At 57.3% G+C, this 21,233-nt stretch carries 22 protein-coding genes; 9 read left to right on the forward strand and 13 right to left on the reverse strand.

Translation table 11 applies throughout. The features are described from left to right. Positions 1-6 precede the first annotated feature (6 nt). Genes D6851_RS08720 through D6851_RS08730 form a run of 3 tightly spaced genes read left to right on the forward strand, consistent with a single transcriptional unit; the run spans position 7 to position 2,288 of the window. Positions 7-972 carry a 2-hydroxyacid dehydrogenase gene (locus tag D6851_RS08720; RefSeq protein WP_210210341.1) on the forward strand — a complete coding sequence of 322 codons (966 nt, stop codon included), beginning with the start codon at positions 7-9 and terminating at the stop codon, positions 970-972. Further along, positions 969-1,853, forward strand: coding sequence for a kinase (locus D6851_RS08725; RefSeq protein WP_183030038.1), 885 nt, complete (start codon positions 969-971; stop codon positions 1,851-1,853). The genes D6851_RS08720 and D6851_RS08725 overlap by 4 nt, the downstream gene beginning before the upstream one ends. Before the next feature lie 24 nt (positions 1,854-1,877). Next, positions 1,878-2,288, forward strand: coding sequence for a DUF1489 family protein (locus D6851_RS08730; RefSeq protein WP_120324758.1), 411 nt, complete (start codon positions 1,878-1,880; stop codon positions 2,286-2,288). 10 nt (positions 2,289-2,298) lie between these two features. On the opposite strand, the gene D6851_RS08735 is transcribed toward D6851_RS08730, so the two are convergent. The 5 genes from D6851_RS08735 to D6851_RS08755 form a co-directional block, all read right to left on the reverse strand. Further along, positions 2,299-3,300: an alcohol dehydrogenase catalytic domain-containing protein gene (locus D6851_RS08735; protein WP_120324759.1), complete on the reverse strand. Its 1,002-nt coding sequence runs from the start codon at positions 3,298-3,300 to the stop codon at positions 2,299-2,301. Between the two features lies 1 nt (position 3,301). Continuing rightward, positions 3,302-4,423, reverse strand: coding sequence for an NAD(P)-dependent alcohol dehydrogenase (locus D6851_RS08740; protein WP_120324523.1), 1,122 nt, complete (start codon positions 4,421-4,423; stop codon positions 3,302-3,304). Between the two features lie 16 nt (positions 4,424-4,439). Next, the gene (locus D6851_RS08745; protein WP_120324524.1) at positions 4,440-5,291 is read right to left on the reverse strand and encodes an SDR family NAD(P)-dependent oxidoreductase; all 852 of its coding nucleotides are present in this window, start codon (positions 5,289-5,291) and stop codon (positions 4,440-4,442) included. Positions 5,292-5,359: 68 nt separating this feature from the next. Beyond that, entirely contained in the window at positions 5,360-5,893 is a 534-nt protein-coding gene (locus tag D6851_RS08750; protein WP_120324525.1) for a 2,4'-dihydroxyacetophenone dioxygenase family protein, read from the reverse strand. An 11-nt stretch (positions 5,894-5,904) separates the two neighbouring features. Continuing rightward, positions 5,905-6,441, reverse strand: a complete 537-nt coding sequence (locus D6851_RS08755) for a 2,4'-dihydroxyacetophenone dioxygenase family protein (protein WP_120324526.1) — start codon at positions 6,439-6,441, stop codon at positions 5,905-5,907. Positions 6,442-6,644: 203 nt separating this feature from the next. Between D6851_RS08755 and D6851_RS08760 the strand changes: the two genes are divergently transcribed. The 3 genes from D6851_RS08760 to D6851_RS08770 all read left to right on the forward strand — a co-directional run bounded on the left by D6851_RS08760 (position 6,645) and on the right by D6851_RS08770 (position 8,382). Continuing rightward, the gene (locus D6851_RS08760) at positions 6,645-7,217 is read left to right on the forward strand and encodes a (2Fe-2S)-binding protein (protein ID WP_120324527.1); all 573 of its coding nucleotides are present in this window, start codon (positions 6,645-6,647) and stop codon (positions 7,215-7,217) included. A 66-nt stretch (positions 7,218-7,283) separates the two neighbouring features. Next, the gene (gene arsC / locus D6851_RS08765) at positions 7,284-7,628 is read left to right on the forward strand and encodes an arsenate reductase (glutaredoxin) (RefSeq protein WP_120324528.1); all 345 of its coding nucleotides are present in this window, start codon (positions 7,284-7,286) and stop codon (positions 7,626-7,628) included. Between the two features lie 142 nt (positions 7,629-7,770). Then, positions 7,771-8,382, forward strand: a complete 612-nt coding sequence (locus D6851_RS08770) for a class I SAM-dependent methyltransferase (RefSeq protein WP_120324760.1) — start codon at positions 7,771-7,773, stop codon at positions 8,380-8,382. A gap of 88 nt (positions 8,383-8,470) precedes the next feature. Here the strand turns inward: D6851_RS08770 and D6851_RS08775 are convergent, their stop codons facing one another. Further along, positions 8,471-9,307, reverse strand: coding sequence for a hypothetical protein (locus D6851_RS08775; RefSeq protein WP_147395452.1), 837 nt, complete (start codon positions 9,305-9,307; stop codon positions 8,471-8,473). A 64-nt stretch (positions 9,308-9,371) separates the two neighbouring features. Here D6851_RS08775 and lipB point away from each other — a divergent pair, with 64 nt between their 5' ends. After that, positions 9,372-10,043 (forward strand): lipoyl(octanoyl) transferase LipB, encoded by a 672-nt coding sequence (lipB, locus tag D6851_RS08780; protein ID WP_120324530.1) that lies wholly within the window; start codon positions 9,372-9,374, stop codon positions 10,041-10,043. Positions 10,044-10,050: 7 nt separating this feature from the next. Then, a complete protein-coding gene (locus tag D6851_RS08785) occupies positions 10,051-10,374 on the forward strand; it encodes a hypothetical protein (RefSeq protein WP_147395453.1) in 324 nt (107 codons plus the stop codon). Positions 10,375-10,422: 48 nt separating this feature from the next. Here the strand turns inward: D6851_RS08785 and D6851_RS08790 are convergent, their stop codons facing one another. Then, positions 10,423-11,283 carry an HpcH/HpaI aldolase/citrate lyase family protein gene (locus tag D6851_RS08790; RefSeq protein WP_120324532.1) on the reverse strand — a complete coding sequence of 287 codons (861 nt, stop codon included), beginning with the start codon at positions 11,281-11,283 and terminating at the stop codon, positions 10,423-10,425. A 152-nt stretch (positions 11,284-11,435) separates the two neighbouring features. Here D6851_RS08790 and D6851_RS08795 point away from each other — a divergent pair, with 152 nt between their 5' ends. Continuing rightward, a complete protein-coding gene (locus tag D6851_RS08795; RefSeq protein ID WP_183030039.1) occupies positions 11,436-13,259 on the forward strand; it encodes a DUF885 domain-containing protein in 1,824 nt (607 codons plus the stop codon). Between the two features lie 58 nt (positions 13,260-13,317). On the opposite strand, the gene D6851_RS08800 is transcribed toward D6851_RS08795, so the two are convergent. The 6 genes from D6851_RS08800 to D6851_RS08825 all read right to left on the reverse strand — a co-directional run bounded on the left by D6851_RS08800 (position 13,318) and on the right by D6851_RS08825 (position 21,215). After that, a complete protein-coding gene (locus tag D6851_RS08800; protein ID WP_238474007.1) occupies positions 13,318-14,613 on the reverse strand; it encodes an aminotransferase class V-fold PLP-dependent enzyme in 1,296 nt (431 codons plus the stop codon). A gap of 10 nt (positions 14,614-14,623) precedes the next feature. Then, positions 14,624-17,017 carry a TonB-dependent receptor plug domain-containing protein gene (locus tag D6851_RS08805; protein WP_120324534.1) on the reverse strand — a complete coding sequence of 798 codons (2,394 nt, stop codon included), beginning with the start codon at positions 17,015-17,017 and terminating at the stop codon, positions 14,624-14,626. A gap of 117 nt (positions 17,018-17,134) precedes the next feature. Next, positions 17,135-18,493: a DUF2254 domain-containing protein gene (locus D6851_RS08810; RefSeq protein ID WP_120324762.1), complete on the reverse strand. Its 1,359-nt coding sequence runs from the start codon at positions 18,491-18,493 to the stop codon at positions 17,135-17,137. Positions 18,494-18,676: 183 nt separating this feature from the next. Then, a complete protein-coding gene (gene nadA / locus D6851_RS08815; protein WP_120324535.1) occupies positions 18,677-19,681 on the reverse strand; it encodes a quinolinate synthase NadA in 1,005 nt (334 codons plus the stop codon). Beyond that, positions 19,678-20,349 (reverse strand): DUF4230 domain-containing protein, encoded by a 672-nt coding sequence (locus D6851_RS08820; RefSeq protein WP_238474008.1) that lies wholly within the window; start codon positions 20,347-20,349, stop codon positions 19,678-19,680. The genes nadA and D6851_RS08820 overlap by 4 nt, the downstream gene beginning before the upstream one ends. Further along, a complete protein-coding gene (locus tag D6851_RS08825; protein WP_120324537.1) occupies positions 20,346-21,215 on the reverse strand; it encodes an MBL fold metallo-hydrolase in 870 nt (289 codons plus the stop codon). Before D6851_RS08825 ends, D6851_RS08820 begins: the two co-directional genes overlap by 4 nt. Positions 21,216-21,233: the final 18 nt, after the last annotated feature.

The following is a 21,233-nucleotide window of genomic DNA, read 5'->3' on the forward strand; positions in this document are numbered from 1 at the left end:
ATATGTGTGGCAAAGCTCCGTATCCTTGTGACCCGTCGCTGGCCGGAAGCTGTCGAACAGGAACTGGCGGAGGATTATGACGTCACTTTCAATGAAAGTGACAAACCGCTCGATCAGTCGACACTGGCCAGTGCGATGAACGAATATGATGTGCTGTGCCCCACTGTTTCAGACCGGATCGATGCGGATGTTATTGCCGGGGGCGATCGTGTGAAACTGCTTGCCAATTATGGGGTCGGTTTCGATCATATCGCGCTCGAAGCAGCGCGTGCAAAAGGCATAGCGGTGACCAATACACCGGGCGTGCTAACCGATGCCACAGCCGATCTCACCATGACATTGCTGTTGATGGCAACGCGGCGTGGCGGAGAAGGGGAGCGCGAAGTGCGCGCCGGGCAATGGACTGGCTGGCGGCCCACGCATCTGCTCGGCTCCTCATTGCATGGGAAGGTGCTGGGACTGGTCGGTTTCGGGAGGATTGCACAAGCCACGGCTTGCCGGGCACGGGCTTTCGGCATGAAAATCGCCTATTACGGGCGTCATCCTGCGGACTCCAAATGCGCCTGTGATCTGGATGCCCATTTCTATCCCGATCTCCATGCGTTGCTGCGCGCTGCCGATATGGTCTCGCTCCATGTGCCGGGCGGGACACAAACGCGCCATATGATCGATGCTGCGGCGATTAAGGCCATGCGAGAAGGGGCCTATCTGGTGAATACGGCCCGCGGTGAAGTAGTCGATCATGAGGCATTAGCCGATGCACTGACCGGCGGGCATCTCGCGGGTGCAGGGCTGGATGTATATCCCGAGGAGCCCAAAGTACCCGAAAGGCTGCTGGCGCTTCCCAATGTCGTGCTGCTGCCGCACCTTGGCAGTGCCACCCGCGAAACCCGTGAAGCCATGGGGCGCAAGGTGATAGCCAATATTCATGCCTGGGCGACCGGACAGAATCTCCCGGATGCCGTATCATGAGGCCGACGATCGAACAGACTGTCGCCCGGCTGATAGAGAGCGAAGGATTGCCCGCCGATTATGCGAAAACTGTCGATCGCTTCTGGCGTCCGCTGGCGCGTTTTATTGCTGATAGAGCGGAAAACGATGGCCCGCTGCTGGTCGGAATAAACGGCGCCCAGGGCGCGGGCAAATCTACCGCTTGCCTGTTTTTGCAGCATATTCTCGAAGAACGGCACCGGCTGAAAACCGTTATTCTTTCTCTCGACGACCTCTATGCAACGCGGGCAGAGCGTGAAGCCATGGCGCGCAGCGTTCACCCGCTCTTCCGCACACGGGGTGTGCCCGGTACGCATGATGTGGCGCTTGGAACGGCAGTGCTGAAGGGTCTTTTAGCAGGCAAATCAGTGACCTTGCCGCGTTTCGACAAGAGCATGGATGACCGGGCGGAAAAGGGCGTTCCGGTTTCGGGCCCGGTCGATGTGGTGCTGTTCGAGGGGTGGTGCGTGGGGGCTCGCCCCATGCCCGACATCAGCCTAGCCGAACCGATTAATCGCCTTGAAGCCGAGGAGGATCCCGATAGTATCTGGCGACACAAGATCAATGAGGAACTGACGGGAGAATATGCCCGTCTGTTCCGCATGATCGATCTGCTCATCATGTTCAGGGTGCCCGATTTTGAACATGTTCGCGCCAATCGCCGACGGCAGGAAGAGAAACTGGCGGAGCGTAGTCCGGACGGTACGGCGATTATGGGTGAGGAGGAACTGCTGCGCTTTATCAGCCATTATGAGCGGCTGACCCGCTTTATGCTGGAGGAAATGCCGGGGCGGGCGGATGTCACGTTCGAGCTGGATGACCGGCAGACACCCAAAAGCCTGCCTGCGGTGCTTGAGAGCTGAGTGCAGGCCCCTTATCTGTTGCTCATGCCTCTTCACATGACCAAGATCGCTTACGGGATCGACCATCCTCAGGAACTGGCTGACCGGCTGGCCATGCGGGCGCAGGAGTGGGGTGGCGAAGCGCGGATTGTGACGCGCTATCTCCCCAAGCGTCATGAAGAAATGCTCGACGGTTCGCTCTACTGGATCATGGATCATGTGCTGGTGGCGCGCTCTCCCATCCTCGGCTTCGAACAGCGCAAGGAGGATGGGCGCTGGTGGATCCGGCTCGATCCGGAGCTGATCCCGGTTGAAGGTCAGCCCAAACGGGCTCATCAGGGCTGGCGCTATCTCGAAGCCAGGGATGCACCGCGCGATTTGCCTTCAGGAGCAGTGGGCGATGATGTCATACCCGGTAAATTACTGAACGAATTGCATCGTCTGGCGCTGATTTAGCGTCCGATTTTCAGGGTGCGATCAGCACTTTACATTGTTCGGTGCGCTGCTTGAGGCTTTCAAATATTTCGGGCGTGTTATCGAGCGTGACCGTATCGCTTACCAGCAGACGTGGCTGCATGGCACCCTGGCTGAGCGCTTCAAGCGCGGCTTCATATTCCTGCCGTGTGAAGAAGGCGCTGGTAACCAGTCGCACTTCCTTGCTCAGCATGGCAAAACTATTGAATGTGTCGGGCTTCGTGCACAAGCCGAGCAATAAAATTGTACCTTGCGGTTTCACCTGCTCAACACCTTGCGCGATCAGGCCGGGCACACCGACACATTCGAAGACGATATCGGCTTTGCCACCCAGGCATTGTTCGGCACTCGCGACCGGGTTTTCCGGATCGACCACGAAAATATCGGCGCCCATATCGAGCGCACGGCTACGTTGATAGTCAGTCAGATCCTGTACCGCCACAGAGGCAGCGCCGAAACGTTTAGCCCAGAATGCAACCGCCAGACCGATAGGACCCGCACCGAGGATCAGCACCTTGTCTCCGGTTTTCAGGCCCGACAGATTGACGCCGTGCAGCGCGACGGCAAGCGGTTCAATGATGGCTCCGTCGGCAATCGAGACATTCTGCGGCAGTTTTACGCATTGATTGGGGCGGGTCAGCGCATATTCGGCATAGCCACCGCCCTGTAACCCGAAATTACCGCACCATTGCACTTCGCCTCGGCGGCAATATTCGCAATGGCCGCAACTCATCAGCGGAATGACCGAGACCAGATCGCCGCTTTGCAGCCCGGCGACATTCTTGCCCGTTGCTACCACTTCGCCGGCAAATTCATGACCAAGCACATCGCCTTTGGAGCAACCATAAGCCGCATCCTCGGTCATATGCAGATCGGATCCGCAAATGCCGCAGCGGCCGACATGCACTACAACCTCTCCTTCAGCAGGGACGGGGTCTGGAAGAGTCTCTACCGCAAGCGGCTGGTGCAGACCCTGCATGACGGCCGCGCGCATATCAGGCATCTTCCGCGATGCGCAGCACAGGTTTCACAACTTTGCCGCTCTCGCTTGCTTCGATGGCTTCATTGATGTCTTCGAAGGGGAAATAGCCGATCAGTTTGTCGAACGGGAACTGGCCCTCCAAATGATACTCGATCAGCTCGGGCAGGAAATGGTCGATGTCGCTATCTCCGCCGAGAATGCCCATGACGCGGCGACCGCCACCCATAAATTCGGCTTCGTTGAACTGGATGAGATCGGCCGGGTCGGAAGCGCCGACCATGCCGACAATGCCCATCGGGGCTAGCAGGCCGAACAGATCCTGAATCACCTTATTGATCCCTGTCGTATCGAAAGCGTAGCCCAGTCCCTGGGGGACAAGATTCTTGATCTTGCCCATCGCATCATCCTTTGCATTGAAGCAGTGTGTCGCCCCCAGCTCTTTGGCCAGTTCCAGCCGGCTTTCATGCATGTCGACCGCAATGATCGGATCGGCGCCGGCGATTTTGGCTGCCATAATGGCGGCGAGGCCCACAGTGCCCACGCCGACTACAGCAATCGGCAAGCCCTTGCGGACTTTCATGGAATTGAGCACCGCGCCTGCTCCGGTCATCAATCCGCAGCCGATCGGGGCCAGCCGTTCGAGCGGCAGATCTTTCGCACTATCGGGAACTTTTACCACATTTCGATCATGCGCAATGGCGTGGGTGGCAAAGCTCGACTGGCCGAAGAAATTGGCATTCATCTTCTCGCCATCCTTCAGCAATGTCGCGCTGCCATCCGGGCGCGCTCCAGACCAGTTTTCCGGGAAAAAATTGTAGCAATAGGTTGGGGCATCCGCATCGCAACTCGGGCAATGGCCGCAACTGTTGAAGCTCATGACCACGCGGTCTCCGACTTTGGCCGAAGTTACCTCGCTTCCTGTTTCCTCGACAATTCCGGCTCCTTCATGACCGAGCACAACAGGCAGGGGAACAGGCAATTGCTGATCGCGCACAGCCATATCGGTATGACAGATACCGCAGGCGACAATGCGAATGCGCAATTCATCGGGGCGCAGAGCGGCAAGCTCTACATCCTCGATTTTGAAGGGTTCCGAATTGCCGTGACAAATGGCGGCGCGTGCCTTTGTGGCCATGAATTTATCCTCCAGATCAAAAATCAAGCGGTTTGACAGGCCCAAGCTGCATACCGCCATCAATCATAACGTGCGCACCCGTCATATAGCTCCCGGCATCCGATGCCAGTAGTAATGCGAGCGGTTTGATCTGATAGGTTTCCGCTACTGCACCGACAGGAACGAGCTCGTCCCACGCCTTCCGTGCAGCCGGATCTTTCTTGAGCCATCCACCCCCGATATTGGTGACGAAGGGCCCCGGCGCTATGGCGTTGACCCGTATACCGAAGGCAGCCAGCTCATAGGCCATGTGACGCATGAAGTGCTTTACACCGGCTTTTGCAGGCATATAGGGCACGCCGACAATTGCTTCATTGACTTCTGCCGCATTGGAAGATGTCATGACGATAGAGCCACCGCGCCGGCCATTGCGTTCTGCATTTTGCTTCATAACGCGTGCCGCTTCCCGAACTGTATGGAAAGCGCCGGTAAGGTTGATCCGGATAGAACGATCCCAGCGCTCGGGATCGTATTTGTCGATTTGCCCGTCAGGATTGCGCTTTCCTTCGGGCGTCCAGAACCCATTTCCGGCGTCCCATCCGGCATTGGCGAAAGCGATGTCGCAACCGCTGAAAGTCTCGACATGCGCGTCGAAAGCGGCGGCTACCTGATCGAGTTGTGCCACATCGCAGCTCTGTGCGCGAGCGACGAAGCCTTCATCGCGTAGCCGGGCAGCTTCTCTCTCGGCACCATCACCGTCCACATCGGTGAGCGTAACGGAGGCGCCCGCCTCCGCGGCGGCTTCCGCATAGGCGAGGCCGATCCCGGAAGCGGCTCCGGTAACGAGGGCGGATCGGCCGGTAAGGTCAAACTGATCGAGCGTTTTCATAACGCCTCCCACTGAAAAATTAGCGGCAGAAAAAAGGGAGGAGGCCGGACCAGAACCTCCTTCTTCTATCAGATATAAAGTTGCGGATTGGGTGTGAGGCCATGCTCGCGACAATAGGTTTCATAGTGATTCATGAACCACCAGACATCGAGCGTTTCGACAAATGTACCATCTTCGTCATAGAACTCATTGGCACCCTGCATCCAGAACAACGCTTTCATTCCCTCAGGATCGTCGGTCACCAGCGTGTGTGCCGTACCCGGCGTTTCGGTGATGAATTCACCCGGTTTGCAGACCCAGTCATATTCGAGGTAGCGGAAAGACCCTTCCAGCCCCACAGCCCAGACCGGCCCGCGATGCTTATGCGTGCCGATGACACCTGGGCTTTTGATCCACAGAATGTTGCAATAGACATTCTGCCGCACATCGAAGGCGAGATGGCGGATAGCGGCGTTATCCCCAAAGGGAACCCAGGGGCTTTCTTCCTCCGATCCACCGATATAGGTGCCCTCCTGGCCACGTCTGCCAATCAGGCTGCGAAAGGGTTCATGCACATCGACGATCTTGTACGCGCCGGAAGGCGGTGCGGTCATGCTGGCCATGGTCCGCCTCCTCAGACGTAGAGCTTGGGATTGATAGCGATGCCGTTTTCTTTGCAGTAAGTCTCGTAGTGGTTGATATACCACCACACATCCGTGGTTTCGACGAAGTTGGCATCCGAATCGTAAAATTCGATCGGCCCCTGCATCCAGCCGAAGAGCTTGCAACCTTCGGGATGTTCGGTGACGAGCGTATGGCTTTCACCCGGCACTTCGAGAATCAGGCCGCCGGGCGTCGCTACCCAGTCATATTCGAGATAGCGCACGCTGCCTTCGAGGCAGACCATGGTGATCGTGCCGCGGTGAAGATGTGTGCCGATGACACCGGGGCTTTTGATCCACAAGATATTGGAAAACAGATTTTGCCGGACATCGAAAGCAAGATGTTTGATGCAGGCATTGTCGCCGAAGGGGACCCATGGGCTGTCCACATCGCTCTGTGCATCGATATAACGTCCACCGGGGGAAAGGCGTTCGACCAGTCCGCGATGATTGAAAGGGACATCGACAATTTCCGCTTTGTCGGACGGAGGAGCCGTCATGGTAGCCATACAGATATTCTCCCATTTTATAGAGCGCCGTTTTGCACGGATTCGTCTCTGTTGTTCCATTTGGCAGACTATGGATTGCGCCGCTGCGTCGCAAGCTCTTCCGACTGATGCAACGGTCGGACTGAGGCAAAGAACAGGCCAGATGGTATCATAGGCAATGTGCGTGCTGGCGCAGTCCCGATGGAACCGCTAAGAAGCAAACCATGCCAGGAATGACCGTCAATGGGCGCCCGGTCCGTTTCGATATGGATCCCGATACGCCTCTGCTCTGGGCTCTGCGCGATGCCGCCAATCTTACCGGCACCAAATATGGCTGCGGAGTGGGTGATTGCGGCGCCTGTATGGTTCTGGTGGACGGGGAAGCGCTGCGGTCCTGTCTGGTGACGATCGGGGAAGCCGAAGGGCGGTTCATTACCACGATCGAAGGTCTGGCACGGGATCGGTCGCATCCTGTGCAGCAGGCACTGGTGGCGGAACAGGCTATTCAGTGCGGTTTCTGTACGCCCGGTATCGTGATGGCAGGGGCCGCTCTGATCGAAAAGAATCGCTCTCCCAGCGAAGAAGAGATTGTCGCTGCCATTCCCAATCTGTGTCGCTGCGGTGTTTATCCGCGGCTCGTTCGTGCCATTCAGCGGGCGGGCAGGGTCGCATCGCGGCAGGAGCGAATCAGTGCTGCGCCTGCACCCGGTATCGATGCCAGAGATGCGGCGCGTGCGGTTCCGGCCATGCGGGTCATTCCGGAAGAGGCCGATCGACAGGATGAGGCGACCGACTGACATGCCTTGCACTTACATGCTGGCAAGGTCTAACCCCTTGCGTGAAACACAGGAGAAAGCGTTTCGATGAAAGCCACGATCTGGCATAATCCCAATTGCAGCAAATCCCGCGCTGCGCTTGCAACTTTGCAGGAGCAGGACGGGATCGAACTGACTATCGTGCAATATCTCAAAAATCCACCTTCGCGTGAGAAGCTTACCCAGCTTTATCGTGATGCCGGCCTCTCACCTGCCGAAGGTCTGCGTCTGACGGGCACCGATGCGAAAGAACGCGGCCTGCCCGATGCCGATGACGATACTGTTCTCGATGCCATGGCGGCGGAACCTAAACTGATCGAACGGCCTCTGGTTGAAACGGAAAAAGGCGTGCGCCTATGTCGTCCGCCAGAGAAAATTCAGGAAATTCTCTAAATAGTTCAATGCAATTCATAGCTTTTGCAGGACCCTGTCCTTGCAAATAAGCGGCATATTTGCGAGTGCCGCTGTCTCGGTTACCGGCCCTCGCTGGAAGAGGGTGCAATATTAGGAATGTGTTTTGGTAAACGGAAGTGAGCTGGTCGGCCAGCGTAAGGGCGTGAAGCTGAAACAAAAAATTTCCCGTGCATTGGGGCCGGCAGGGGTATTTTTTCGTGGCTTTGTCGAACATCCCGTAATGGTCGGGTCGATCATCCCGTCATCGCGTTACACGATCCGCAAGATGCTGGATCGGGTGAAATGGGATGAATGCAAGGTGTTTGTCGAATATGGTCCGGGTGTCGGCACTTTCTGCCAGCCTGTGCTCGATCGGCTTCCCCGCGATGGCGAACTGATCGTGATCGACACTAATCCGCTTTTTATCGACTTTCTGAAGCGCACCATTACCGACAGTCGCTTCCGGCCCGTTCTCGGTTCGGCTGAGAATGTGGAAGAGATCGTCAAGGCATGTGGACACGACCATGCCGATTATGTCCTGTCCGGCCTGCCCTTTTCGACTTTGCCCGAAGGCGTCGCTCCGGCCATTGCCGCAGCGACTTACCGGGTGATCCGTTCAGGCGGTGCGTTCCTGACCTATCAGTTCAGCACCGTGGCGCGTGACTATACCGCGAAACATTTCGAGCGGGTCGATAAGGGCTTCGAATGGAAGAATGTCCCGCCTTGCGTTCTGGCCTGGGGCTGGAAAGACTGAACATTCTCAATTGAGAATATACGGCAATAAAAAGGGCCCGCTTCCGTCAGGGAAGTGGGCCCTTTTGTATGGGATGTTCGAAAGCGGCCTATTCGAAAGTCTCGCTGACCTGTTCGGTGGAAGGGCCGGCAAGCTGATGATGCACAGCCGCCAGAACAGCCACGAAGACCATGGTTGCAATTGCGCCGACCAGTCCGTTGACAAGACCGTTCACTACCTGTGCGGCGACAGAGGCCTGCCCCAGAGCGATATAGAGCGCCTGTACGATCATGCCGACGATCATTGAAATCACCAGATAGACAACGCCGATAAGGACAAAGAAGCCAAACAGGCGCAAACTGTTGCCCTTGGTCAGCTTCCAGCTCCGCACCAGCATGGCGATCGGGTTATAGACCTTTTCAATAGCGACAATGGCCGGGGTCAGCGAACATTTCACCATGACGTAAATTGCCGCCACAAACCCGACGGCAAAAGCCAGTCCGACCAGTGCCATGACACCGGTCAGCGAAAAGATTGTGGCGACAATGCCTATCGCCAGGCCCAGAGCCAGACAAAGGAGCATATAAGAAACGAAATAGGGGATGAAGCCGTAGAGGCCGATTTTCAGGGCCTCCCCAACAGTGGGTCGTTTAGTGTCGCGCAGCAATGCAAGCAGGGCGATGAACCCTACAGACTGTGCGAGCATCATCAGGACGAAAACCCACCAGTAATCGGTATAGGCCTGCACCAGTTGCTGCATGATCAGATCGGCATCTTCACCGGTGTCACCGATACCGGCCGGCGCTATCTGCATCGGAGGGGCGAGGAAGGAGGCAGCCAGGCTGGGCAGGAAGGAAAAAATTCCCGCCACGATCAGCATCACTTCACGATTGGCATTCAGCATCGAAACCGCATCGCGCCAGGCCGTGCTCATATCGAATTTCAATTTTCATCCCCCTTGTTGTGGCTTGGGACTTGATAAGACGCTGCGAAGGTTTCACGCAATTCTCATGTCGCACATACATGCACTCGAAGCCGATACAAATGTCGAATGGCGCCACGATGCCGCACCGGTTCCCTATCGTACTGCACTGATGGAGCAGGAAGAGCGCAATGCCGCCATTGCCGCCGGAACCGGGCGCGAACTGATCTGGATGCTGGAACATCCGCCGGTTTATACGGCAGGGACCAGCGCATCTTTTGAGGATCTGCGCAATCCGCAATTCGATGTGATCGAAACAGGCCGTGGCGGGCGTTATACCTATCATGGACCGGGTCAGCGGATTGGTTATATCCTGCTCAATCTGGCGGAGCGCGGGCGCGATGTGCGGGGTTTCGTTCATGCACTTGAAGGCTGGGTGATCGACACGCTGGCCGATTTCGAAGTGAAAAGCTGGCGTGCGGAAGGCCGTATCGGTATCTGGACACGCGATATTGACGGGTCGGAAGCCAAGATCGGGGCGATTGGAGTGCGAGTGCGCAAATGGGTGACGATGCACGGCTTTTCGGTCAATATTGCGCCAAATCTCGACCATTTCGGCGGTATTGTACCCTGCGGGATCAGCGAATTCGGTGTCACCAGTCTGGAACGGCTGGGGCTGGATGTTTCGCTCGAACAATGGGATGAGGCCATGGAGCGTCGGGCAGGAGGTTTTCTCGCTGCGCTGACGGGTAAGGAATGAGATGAAAATGCCGGGAATGACAACACGCTTCTGTATCGCCGCAGCTTTGCTTGCGGGGCTCAGCGCCTGTGGTGACAAGCCCTCCTCTGAGGAGACGCAGGGCACGGCATCGGGCGAAGTATTGGAAGGTACGATCAGCGATTCGATGATTGCCAGCGATAAACTTACATCTCAGCCCCCGCATCTGGAAGTAAAGGTATCAAATGGCGGATCGGCGTCGCAGGGTGATGCGGCGGATGAGAATGCAACGGCTGCCGCGGCCGCCGATAGTGCGGCTGAAGCAGCCGAAGTGGCTGAGGGAGCGGAATCCGCCACCGAAAACGACGATTAGGGTTCAGAGAATTTTTACTACCAGCCGCAGCCGCGGGTAAAACCCCGCCTATCCCGCCATCTGCAGCAGATTCTCCGCCTGTTTCAGATGCGGTGTCTCGATCATCCGGCCATCAAGCTGCAGCACGGCTGCACCGGGATTGGCGGCAAAAGCGGCTACGATGGCGCGTGCCTGAGCGAGCTTTTCGGCACTGGGCTGAAACGCCTCGTTGATAACGGACACCTGTGCAGGATGAATGGCCAGCATTCCGGTAAAGCCATCTGCTGCGGCTTCGGCTGCGCTTCGTGCCAGCCCGTCCGGATCACGAAAATCACTGTACAGCGCATCAATAGCCCACCCGCCCGTCGCGTGTGCTGCGAGCAGGAGCTGCGCCCGGATCATGCGGAACAGGTCGGTCCATTGTCCCGAGCCGTCCCGTTTGCGGCTGGCACCCACCGAGGTCATCAGATCTTCCGATCCCCATGTGAGGCCTGTTAATCGGTCTATTGCGGTGGTTCCGTAAGCAGGGATAGTCAGTGCAGCGCGCGGCGTCTCGCTGACCAGGGGCATGATCTGCGTATGCCCTGAAGGAATGCCGATGCGTTGTTCCCAGGCACTTATCTCGGCATCGAGAATAGCGAGTTCGTCCGGTCCGCTGGCTTTGGGCAGCAGAATACCAGCCGGGCGGCTCTGCATAATATATGTCAGATCGTCGCGCCAGAAGGGGGTGGATAAAGCATTGATGCGAACCCATCGCGCAGGGCCGGTTTCATTGTCGGCCAGCCATTCAGCTGCCTGCGCGCGTGCCAGATCCTTGGCATCGAGTGGCACCGCATCTTCCAGATCGGCGATGACTACATCGGCACCGCTTGAAGGGGCCTTGGCCAGTTTCTTTGCGCTATCACCGGGGGCAAACAGCCAGGACCGCATCTTATGTCACTCCATTGTTCTCTTCTGTATTGAAAAGATAGCGCAAGCGAGGCGTTCCACCAATCAGCGACCTTGTTTCGTATAATATTCCGCGTAACAGTCTCTTCGCACAGAAGCATAGTGCCGGATGATCGGAAAGACAGGAGATGACAATGCGCAGGCTTATCGGGGTTATGACGGGGCTGGCGCTGGCGGGATGTGCCACCAGCCCGGCACCGATGGAAACCAGTCCGCCGCCTGCAGATGGAGCGATGGAGAATGCCCCGGGCGGTGAAGCGGATGAAAGCCCGATGGATACGGCTTTCGACCGCATTGCCGATGCATATATCAAGACCCTGACCCGGCTCAATCCGGTTGCTGGTACGCAGCTTGGCGCGCATGAGAATGATGACCTGCTGCCAAGGATCGATGCAGAGGGACGCAATGCCCGACTGACCGCGAATAAGGCGCTATTACAGGCTGTCCATGAAATCGATTTCAGTCAGCTCAGTCGCGACAATCAGGTCGATTACAAGTTGCTCGAAAATGCACTGGAATATGCCATCTGGCAGGACGAAGTGCTGCGCGAATGGCAATGGAATCCGCAATATTATAACGATACAGCCAGCTATTCGCTTTATAGTTTGGTGCAGCGCGATTTCGCACCATGGCCTGAGCGGTTCCAGTCTATCGTCGCGCGTATGGAAAAGCTGCCCGCCTTTCTGGCCGAAGCGCGCAAGCAGCTCGATCCGGATAAAGTACCGAAAATCTACGCCGAGACGGTTGCCAAGCAGAATCAGGGCATTCTGGAAATCATCAATGCCGTGTTGCTGCCTGAAGTTGAGAAGAGCGGCGTGCCCCGGACGCGTTTCGATGCGGCGCTGGCCAATCTGAAAAAGGCGGTGGCTGAACAGCAGCGCTGGCTGGATGAACAACTGGTACCTAATGCGAAGGGCGATTTCCGTCTGGGCGCTAAACTTTACGATCAGAAGATGCGTTTCGCTTTGATGAGCCGGATGACACGGCCCGAACTGAAGCAGCGTGCATTGAGAGCCAAAGCGCAGATCCGTTCGGAAATGTATGATCTTTCCCGCCAGATCATCAGGGACCGTGAGGGTGAAAATTTGCCCGAAAATCCCGATCAGGCGACGCAGCAATCCGTAATCGAACGGGGTTTGCAATATACTTATGATGCCAGGCCGCCGCGCGACAAGCTGGTCGAGGCGGCGCAGGATGCTTTGACCCAGACCACCGCTTTCACGCGCGAAAAGGGCTTTGTCGATATGCCACGCGGCGAAGTGAAGATCATCACCGTGCCCAAATTCCTGCAAGGCAATGCGGTGGCTTATGACGATCCGCCGGGGCCGCTGGAAAGCGATCTGCCGAACTTCTTCGCAATCTCACCTGTGCCCGAGGACTGGAGCGACGAACAGGCTAAAAGCTTCCTGTCGGAATATAATCTCTACATGCTGCACGATCTGTCGATGCATGAAGGTGTGCCCGGTCATTATCTCCAGCTCGATCATGCCAATCGCAATAAGGATATTCTGCGTGCTGTATTGATGAGCGGGCCTTTCGTGGAAGGCTGGGCCAATTATTCCGAGAGAGTGATGGTCGATCTCGGCTATATGGATAACGATCCGCTGCTTCAGATATCGGTGCTCAAGATGCGGTTACGAGCGGTTACCAATACGTTGCTCGATATTGGTGTGCATACCGAAGGTATGACGCGCGATGAAGCGATGGATCTGATGATGAAGGGCGCTTTCCAGCAGGAACGCGAAGCCGCGGGCAAATGGGTGCGCGCTAACCTCTCATCAGTGCAGCTGCTGAGCTACTTTACCGGCTATGAGGAGCATTGGGCATTGCGACATGAGGCTGAGCGGCGCTGGGGCAAGGATTTTACCTTAAGGCGCTATCACGATGCGGTGCTGAGCCATGGATCGCCACCGGTAAAATATGTGCGTGAATTACTGTTCGATCTGCCGATCGACTGATCGAACCGGCGCTCCGCCTGTCCTTGAGACGGACGGAGCGTCGCCAGCCGGAGGGATGTCAGACCGGCATATTGCCAGCCAGCTCTTTCAGCGCCGCAGCCGCCGCATCCATGTCTGCAATGCTGTTATGCAGTGCCGGTGTAATGCGCAAGCAGGCACCCTTCTCCACGCCATCGCGATGCACAGTGAAAATCCGGTGCCGTTCCAGCAATGCCCGGGCGATGGCTTTGTTATCTTCCACGCTCGTTTTTCCGGCGAAACGGAAGGATGTAATGCCCCCATGCATGAGCGGATCGTCAGGCGTCAGCACGGTGAGGCCGGGTATATCGCGAACCTGTTTCACCCAGCGATCGCGCAGATATTGGAGCCGCCGGCGAATGGGCGCATCGCCCAGCCTTTCGCGAAAATCGAGCGCTTGCTGTACCGATAGCAGAGCCGCGAAATCGGTCGTTCCGGTATGAACGCGCGAATAGGTCGCGTCGAGGTCGCCGCTTGTATCGGCGGGGTCCGGATCGATCGCCGTCAGGTGAGACTGGCGGATATAGAGCGCGCCGACGCCCAGTGGTGCACCGATCCATTTATGCAGATTGAGGCCGACGAAATCGGCATCGATATCGGGTAAGGAAAAATCCAGCTGCCCCCAGCTATGGGCCACATCGACAATCGTATCGATTCCCCGCTCACGGGCCAGCTGGACGATTTCGCGTACCGGAATAACCAGACCGGTGCGGTGGCTGAGATGGGTGAGCAGCACCAGTTTGAGATCGGGATTGCTTTCGAAAGCATGACGATAAGCATCCAGAACGGCCATGCGGCTGGCGGGTTCGGGCAGAGCGATACGTATAATGCGCGCGCCTTTTTGCCGGGCCTGGCTGACAAGGGCTGCCTGCATCGAATCGTAGTCGAGATCGGCATAGAGCACCGCATCGTCAGAACCGAGGCGATTATAGCCGGTAATCAGCCTTTTGAGCGCTTCGGTTGCATTGCGGGTGAAGACGAGTTCGTTCGGATCGACCATCAATTTGGCAGCGACCCGGAGCTGCACGTCGATTGCGTCCCGGCCGAACAGGCGGCGCGTGTAATAGCTCGTATCGCGGTTCACGCGTTCGATATGCGCCTTGTAGGCCTCGAGCACCGGACGGGCCATCATGCCCCAATTTCCGTTTTCGAGCTGGATGACTTCGCGGGTCACATCATATTGCGCGGCAACCCGGGCCCAATAGGCTTCATCGTCGGGCGCGGCTTTCCCATCTGTCGGCAGACTGGCGGGCGGGCGGGCCTGCAGAGCGGAAGGGGTGAGGGCGGCACTGGTCAGTGCCGCCCCTTTCACGAACATTCTGCGATCAAGTGTCAAATCCGCATCCTCAAAAGCTGAAGCCCAGACGGACATAATACTGGCCGCCATCGGTGTCATAGGGCGCATTACGCGAATAGATCAGCCCGCGCACGGCCTGATACGTGGCCTCGTCGGGATAAGAGTTGAACAGATTTTCCGCTCCGGCACGGATCGAAATAGCATCGGTCACGTCATAGCTGACCGACAGGTCGACCAGTATCATAGAGCCGAAATCCTGGAAGATCTGACCATCGGCATTGTCCGAATAATCGGTCCACGACCCATAATAGCGTCCACGTGCCAGAAGCCCGAACCGGCCAATATCATATCCCAGCGACGCCGTAGCATTGTGTTTAGGAAGGGCCTTTTCGAACCGCTCCTTCTGATCTTCATTGCCGATCGTAGCCGAGAGACCATTACGCACGTTGGTATCGTTGTAATTATAGGCGAGATTGGCTGACAGGCGGCCATTGCCAAGCTGGGACTGATAGCTCAGGACTACATCGATACCCTGCGTGCGGGTCGCGAAGTCGTTCGTGTAGTAATTGACCCGGGTATAACCGTTGGGGTTGGCGACACCTTCGGGCACTGACTGGCTGGCCGAGAGGCCGAAGCGGTCATCCACATCCACGCGATAGAAATCGACGCTGGCCGATAATCCGCGGGCAGGCTGTGCCGTGAAGCCGAAAGTCAGCGATTTGGACGTTTCGGGTTTCAGCGGTTCGGCACCAAGCGCCACGGCAATCGGATCGCTGGGTGAGAGACGGCCCGATGTGAAGATAGTCATCGTGCTGGTGTCGAGACCCTGCGTGGTCTTGGACGTGTTGAGCTGGCCGGGTGTCGGTGCGTGAAAACCGGTGGCGAATGTGCCGCGCAGGGCAAAGCCATCGGTCGGTGCGACGCGGGCGGAGAGCTTATAGGTGAATTTGTCGCCAAATTCGGAGAAATCCTCGTACCGGCCAGCGGCGCCGAGCGTCAGCATTTCGACCGGTTGCCACTCCAGATCGGCATAGCCGGCATAGCTGGTCTGATCCCATTCGCCGGACACCTGATCGCTGAAACCGGGGAAGCCGTTGGAATTGGCGGCCAGCCCTTCGGCAGCGCCCGGTCCGATTGCATAGCTTGCGGGATCGCCGGGCGAGACCTGATAGGTTTCCACACGCCGTTCCCCGCCGAAAGCGATATTGACCGGTGCATAGCCGCCCGCATCGAGGCGATAGACAAAATCGGCATTCAGGTTGAATTCGCGCTGTTCGAGCCGACCGAGATAAAAGTCTGTCGGGCTGTTCGGGCCGAGCGAGGCGTTGAGCGATTCGGTCATATTATATTCGATCCGGCTGCGGCCCCAGCCAGCGCTCAGATCATAGGTGAAATCCGCTGTGCGATCCGCGCTGCGCAATCCGCCGGCAGACTGGATATCGTTATAATCCGTTCCGAAGCGCGGGGTGAAGCCGGTTGGATAGATACTGTTGAAATTGAAATCCGGAAAAACGCTCGTATTCTTGAAAACGTTGCCGGTGGTTTCCGGGTTACGCCAGTTGAAATCGGTGACGCCGTCGCCGTCATTGATTGTGCCGAAGGCATAGAGTTCGGCGCTGTCGGTAATGTCGTAATCGGCATTGACCGCACCACGCACCGCTTCGAGTTCGGGCTGGCCCCAGCGTTGTACCGGATCGGGTATGTCGAGTTCGGGATGTTCTTCCTGAAGAGCAATCGCATCCGGGCGCTGACGCGTGCGAGACGTGGCTTCGGATTTGTTATATTCGCCCGAAAAAACCACGGAGCCCCGCGAGCCGAGAGCAAAACCGGCTTGCAGCCCGCCCTGATAGGTTTCGCCGTCACCTTTATAATATTGCGAGATTTGCCCATAGCCATTGATGCCCGGCTGATCGTCCAGGATGATGTTGATGACCCCGGCAATCGCATCCGAACCATATTGCGCCGAGGCGCCATCGCGCAGCACTTCGATACGTTTGATGGCGGAATTGGGGATCGAAGCCAGATCTGTTGCCTGCGCCCCGCGATTGCCCAGCAGGGCGGAGCGGTGATAGCGCTTACCATTCACCAGTACGAGAGTCTGGTCGGGCGAGAGGCCTCGCAATGTGGCCGGACGCACGAAAGCCGCACCATCTGCAGCCGGAAGGCGCTGCACGTTGAAGGAGGGCAGGAGCTGCGCCAGCGTGTCGGAAAGATCGTCCGAAACGCTGGCATCGACGGCGGCATCACTCAGAACGTCGACCGGCGCCATCGTATCGAACTGGGTACGGGTCGCTTCGCGCGTACCCGTGACGATAATGGTTTGACCAAGGCCCGCATCGGTCGGGCCGCTGGCTGCCGATGCGGTGTCGGTTGTCTGTGCCAGAACTGGTGAACAGTAAATAAGCGGAAGCGCCGCAGCGAGGCGGTAAATGTTCGATGTCATGAATTTTCCCTGGACCCGTAAGTGTCTGACGGCGCCCTAGGGACGGATTATGACTTGGTTACTTCCGTTTGGTGTCTTTTCGAATACAGTATTACATTTGCATGACCTATGCGTGCTTCATCCATTATCGCCAAGGGGTAGGGCGGGGCCCTCCATCTTATGGCAGAAGCTGACATAACGCGCTTCGACATCGTCCAGCGCAGGCCCCTCGAGAAAGCAACGGGCCTGTTCCGCCAGACGGTCGCCTTCCTGCCTGATCTGGGCTTTGCGTGAATCGTCGTTCAGCGAGAGAGAGGCATTATACAGCGTGTCGAAAGTGACCAGACAGGCGATCCGGTTACCCGCCACGGCATTGCGCATAGCGCCGAAGCCGCGAAACAGGAAATGGTCGTAATCATCGTCGAGAAGATATAGGAAATCGTCTTCCGGGCGCACTGCGTCGCCGAAACGCATTCGTAAATCGCGTTTGCCAAGTTCGCTGATGGCGGCGCCCAGCCAGTGTATAGCGGTGACTGCTGTAAAGGGGTCGTTGATCCCGGGCGAAAGAGCACGACAACCGATTTCCACCAGCTCATCGATCAGGAACTGAATATCCTGCCCTGGAGTACGCATACCGCCGAGTGTGAATGCGCCGCGAATTTCTTCGTCGGGCGATTCTTCGATGATCGAGACATCGTACCAGTAGCATAACGGCACGCCGGGATGGACGAAGTCGCCAGGGCGTATCCCCAGCATCAGCTTGCCGTCTTTGCGCTCGGCTATGTTATGCAACTGGTTGAAGTCGATCAGTTGAACATAACCGGTGCCCGTGGCGCAGATCGGATGACCTTCCGGCCGGGTAAGGGGGAGCTGGCCGACATTGTCATTGGGAAAGCGGTTGACAATGCCTTTAAGCAGCCGCTCGCCAATCCCTTCCAGTACCGTGTTGACGCGGATCGAAGCGGGAATGTGATTAAGGAAGTAGACCAGCACCATAATCGCAATGGCCAGCAGCGCATAAGCGATGAGCAAAGATAGCTGCGGCACGAAACCAGGCAGGGTGTCGTGACCGGCCATGGCAATACCGGTAGTGGTGCTTTCATCCTCGGCGCGGACAGTGCGCAGCACCGTAATCGCATAGACGAATGTGCCGATAAAGGTCGCAAGGCTGAGCTGGTTGCCCCGGTCTTCCATGAAATTGGTGAGCAGCCGCGGGCCGTAATTGCCGCTGGCATAAGCCACCGCGGCAATGGTGATGGAAAAGACCGTGGCCGCCACACCGATCATCGAACTGGCAATAACGCTGAGCAGCGTGTTGGCGCCGTCCGGTCGCGCAATATGGACCGCTGTCAGATCTCCGATCCAGTCGGCGCGCCCCGTCCGGTCGATCCAGACTGTGAAAATGGCGAGAGCAAGGGCGGAAATAGCGAAGAGAGCGGGATAGAACCAGTAGCTTGCATTGAGCCGCCGCCAGATTTCCCGAATTTGCGTCAGCATTGCATGGCCTCCCGGCATTGGTCAGCGCATGGCAGCGCTCTCAAGCCGCATGCCCGGCATCCTTTAGCCTGAGGCGAGCGCTGCGGCCGGCGGCCACCCATCCGTTCGAACCGAATGGGTGGCCGCCTTTATAGAAGCTATTTTTGCACGATGAAAACCGCACAATACAGGAGCGAAAAGTGCTTACAGATCGCCGCTGATCTTGATGCGGCCGAGATCACCCTTGCCGATCGTACCCGCCGCCATATCGAGCATATTATCGAGACTGCGCTTGGCTTTCAGGCGCAAACCCTCTGCAATCTCGATCCGTGGCTCCAGGTCGCGCAGGCACGTATAGAGTTTTTCCATCGTATTGAGCGCCATATAGGGGCAGATGTTGCAATTGCAGTTACCGTCGGCACCCGGCGCACCGATGAAATTCTTTTCCGGCAAGGCTTTCTGCATCTGGTGAATAATATGCGGTTCGGTGGCCACGATCAGCGTATCGCCGTCGAAAGTGTTGGCGAATTGCAGGATGGCGCTGGTCGATCCGACATGATCCGCATGATCGATAATATGCGGCGGGCATTCGGGATGGGCCGCGACCGGCGCGTCGGGATATTCCTCCTTCAGCTTCATCAGCTCCTTTTCGCTGAAGGCTTCGTGCACGATGCATACACCCGGCCAGAGCAGCATGTCGCGATTGAACTTGCGGTTGAGATAGCCGCCCAGATGACGGTCAGGCCCGAAAATGATCGGCTGATCTTCGGGAATTTGCTGCAGGATGGTTTCGGCGCTGGAACTGGTGACGATCACATCGCTGAGCGCCTTCACCTCGGTCGAGCAGTTAATATAGGTCAGTGCGATATGGTCGGGATGCTGCTCGCGAAAAGCCCTGAATTTGTCGGGCGGGCAACTGTCTTCCAGGCTGCATCCGGCATCCATGTCGGGCAGGACTACGATCTTTTCGGGAGAAAGAATCTTGGCCGTATCGGCCATGAATTTCACCCCGCAAAAGGCGATCACATCGGCATCGGTTTCGGCGGCCTTGCGCGACAGTTCCAGACTGTCGCCTACGAAATCGGCCAGATCCTGAAGCTCGGGTTTCTGGTAATAATGGGCGAGGATGACGGCATTACGTTCCTTGCGCAGTCGCTCGATTTCAGCGCGCAGATCGGTGCCGGTCGGAAGTGTGGTCTCGACGCTCATTGTGTATTTTCTTCTTCCCCGTCGAAGCGGATTTTGATGATGACATCGCCATAGCCTGCAACCTGCAGGGGAATGGCGAGATTCTGTTCCACCGCCTCCTTAGCAGCAGTTCGCGCAAGGTCCATCAAGACTGGATTGGTGGCCTGTTCCACTGCCTGTTGTTCGGCGAGGCGGGTATTGTCCCGAGTCAGCTTGTCCTGCGCATTCCGGCTGATCCAGATGCCTTCGCGCAGATATTGAGCCCGGGCTTCGTCCAGATTGGGTTTGCCGACCTGTACCGGTGGAAGCTGGACATGCAGTGTGCGGTTGGCATCGTCCCATGCAAGGCGGCTGGCATCGACCTGCGAAAGGTCGAGCGTATAATTCACTCGTGCCGGGATAACTGCGACCTGCCGGCTTTGAATGGCGCCGAACAGGCGGCTGTCGGTGGAAGCGACAACAGGCGATAACTGAGCCGAAAAGACAGTCAGCGAATTCTGTTTTTCGAAAGCGGTAACGCTGGTCGAAAGCGGATCACCCAGATCGTCGGGCCCATAGGCACGCCATGCGAAGAAAGCGGCCAGCGCCAGCATTGCAATGAACAACAGCCATGGCACAGCCTGAATCCGGGCCAGCGATTTTTGCTTGCCCGGATCGGGACGAGGAGAAGGTGTTTCCGATGAGTTCATATTGCCGACCATATGTCACCTGAACGAGCCACAAGGCCACGCTGTTCCAGATCGAGGAGATGCGCCTTGACCGACTGGGACGCTGCGGGGATCAACCCCTCGTTCAATCCCTTATACATCAGTGTCACCATTTGCGCCAATTCATGCGAATCCTGTTCCAGCAGACGCATGATCTGTCTTTCGCGCTGGCGGCGATGGCCGATCATACCGCGTACCAGTTGTTTCGGTTTGGTGATGGCAGGGCCGTGTGCGGGATAATAGATGCGGTCGTCGCGCTGATAGAGCCTGTCGAGACTGGCAAGATAATCCGCCATATCGCCATCGGGCGGGGCAACGACACTGGTGGACCAGCCCATCACATGATCGCCGGTAAATAATGCCCCGCTTTCATTCAGCGCGAAACACAGATGATTCGATGTATGTCCCGGCGTGGCAATGGCTGTCAGCGTCCAGCCGGGCCCGGCGAGGCATTCGCCATCCTCCAGCACATGATCGGGCGTATAGTCGAGATCGAAGGGCGCATCGGCGCGCGGCTCGTCGCTTTTGATAATCACCGCCCCACAGCCGATGACCGGCGCGCCGGTTAATTGCGCAAGCGGTGCGGCGGCCGGGGAATGATCGCGATGAGTATGCGTGCAGGCAATGGCAGTGACTTTAGCAGAACCGATCGCCTGTTCGAGTGCAGCCAGATGCTGAGGGTCGTTCGGCCCCGGATCGAGCACTGTCAGGCCCTGTTCGGTGCCGATCAGGTAGCTTTGTGTTCCTGTGAACGTATAGGGTGAAGCATTGGGTGCCAGCACCCGGCGCACCAGTGGTTCGAGCTCTTCGCAAAGGCCTGTAGGCCAGGGTTTTGGAGGCAATGCCATAGGCTGGCCATATGGGGA

Source organism: Altericroceibacterium spongiae, from assembly GCF_003610805.1.
GTDB lineage: Bacteria > Pseudomonadota > Alphaproteobacteria > Sphingomonadales > Sphingomonadaceae > Altericroceibacterium > Altericroceibacterium spongiae.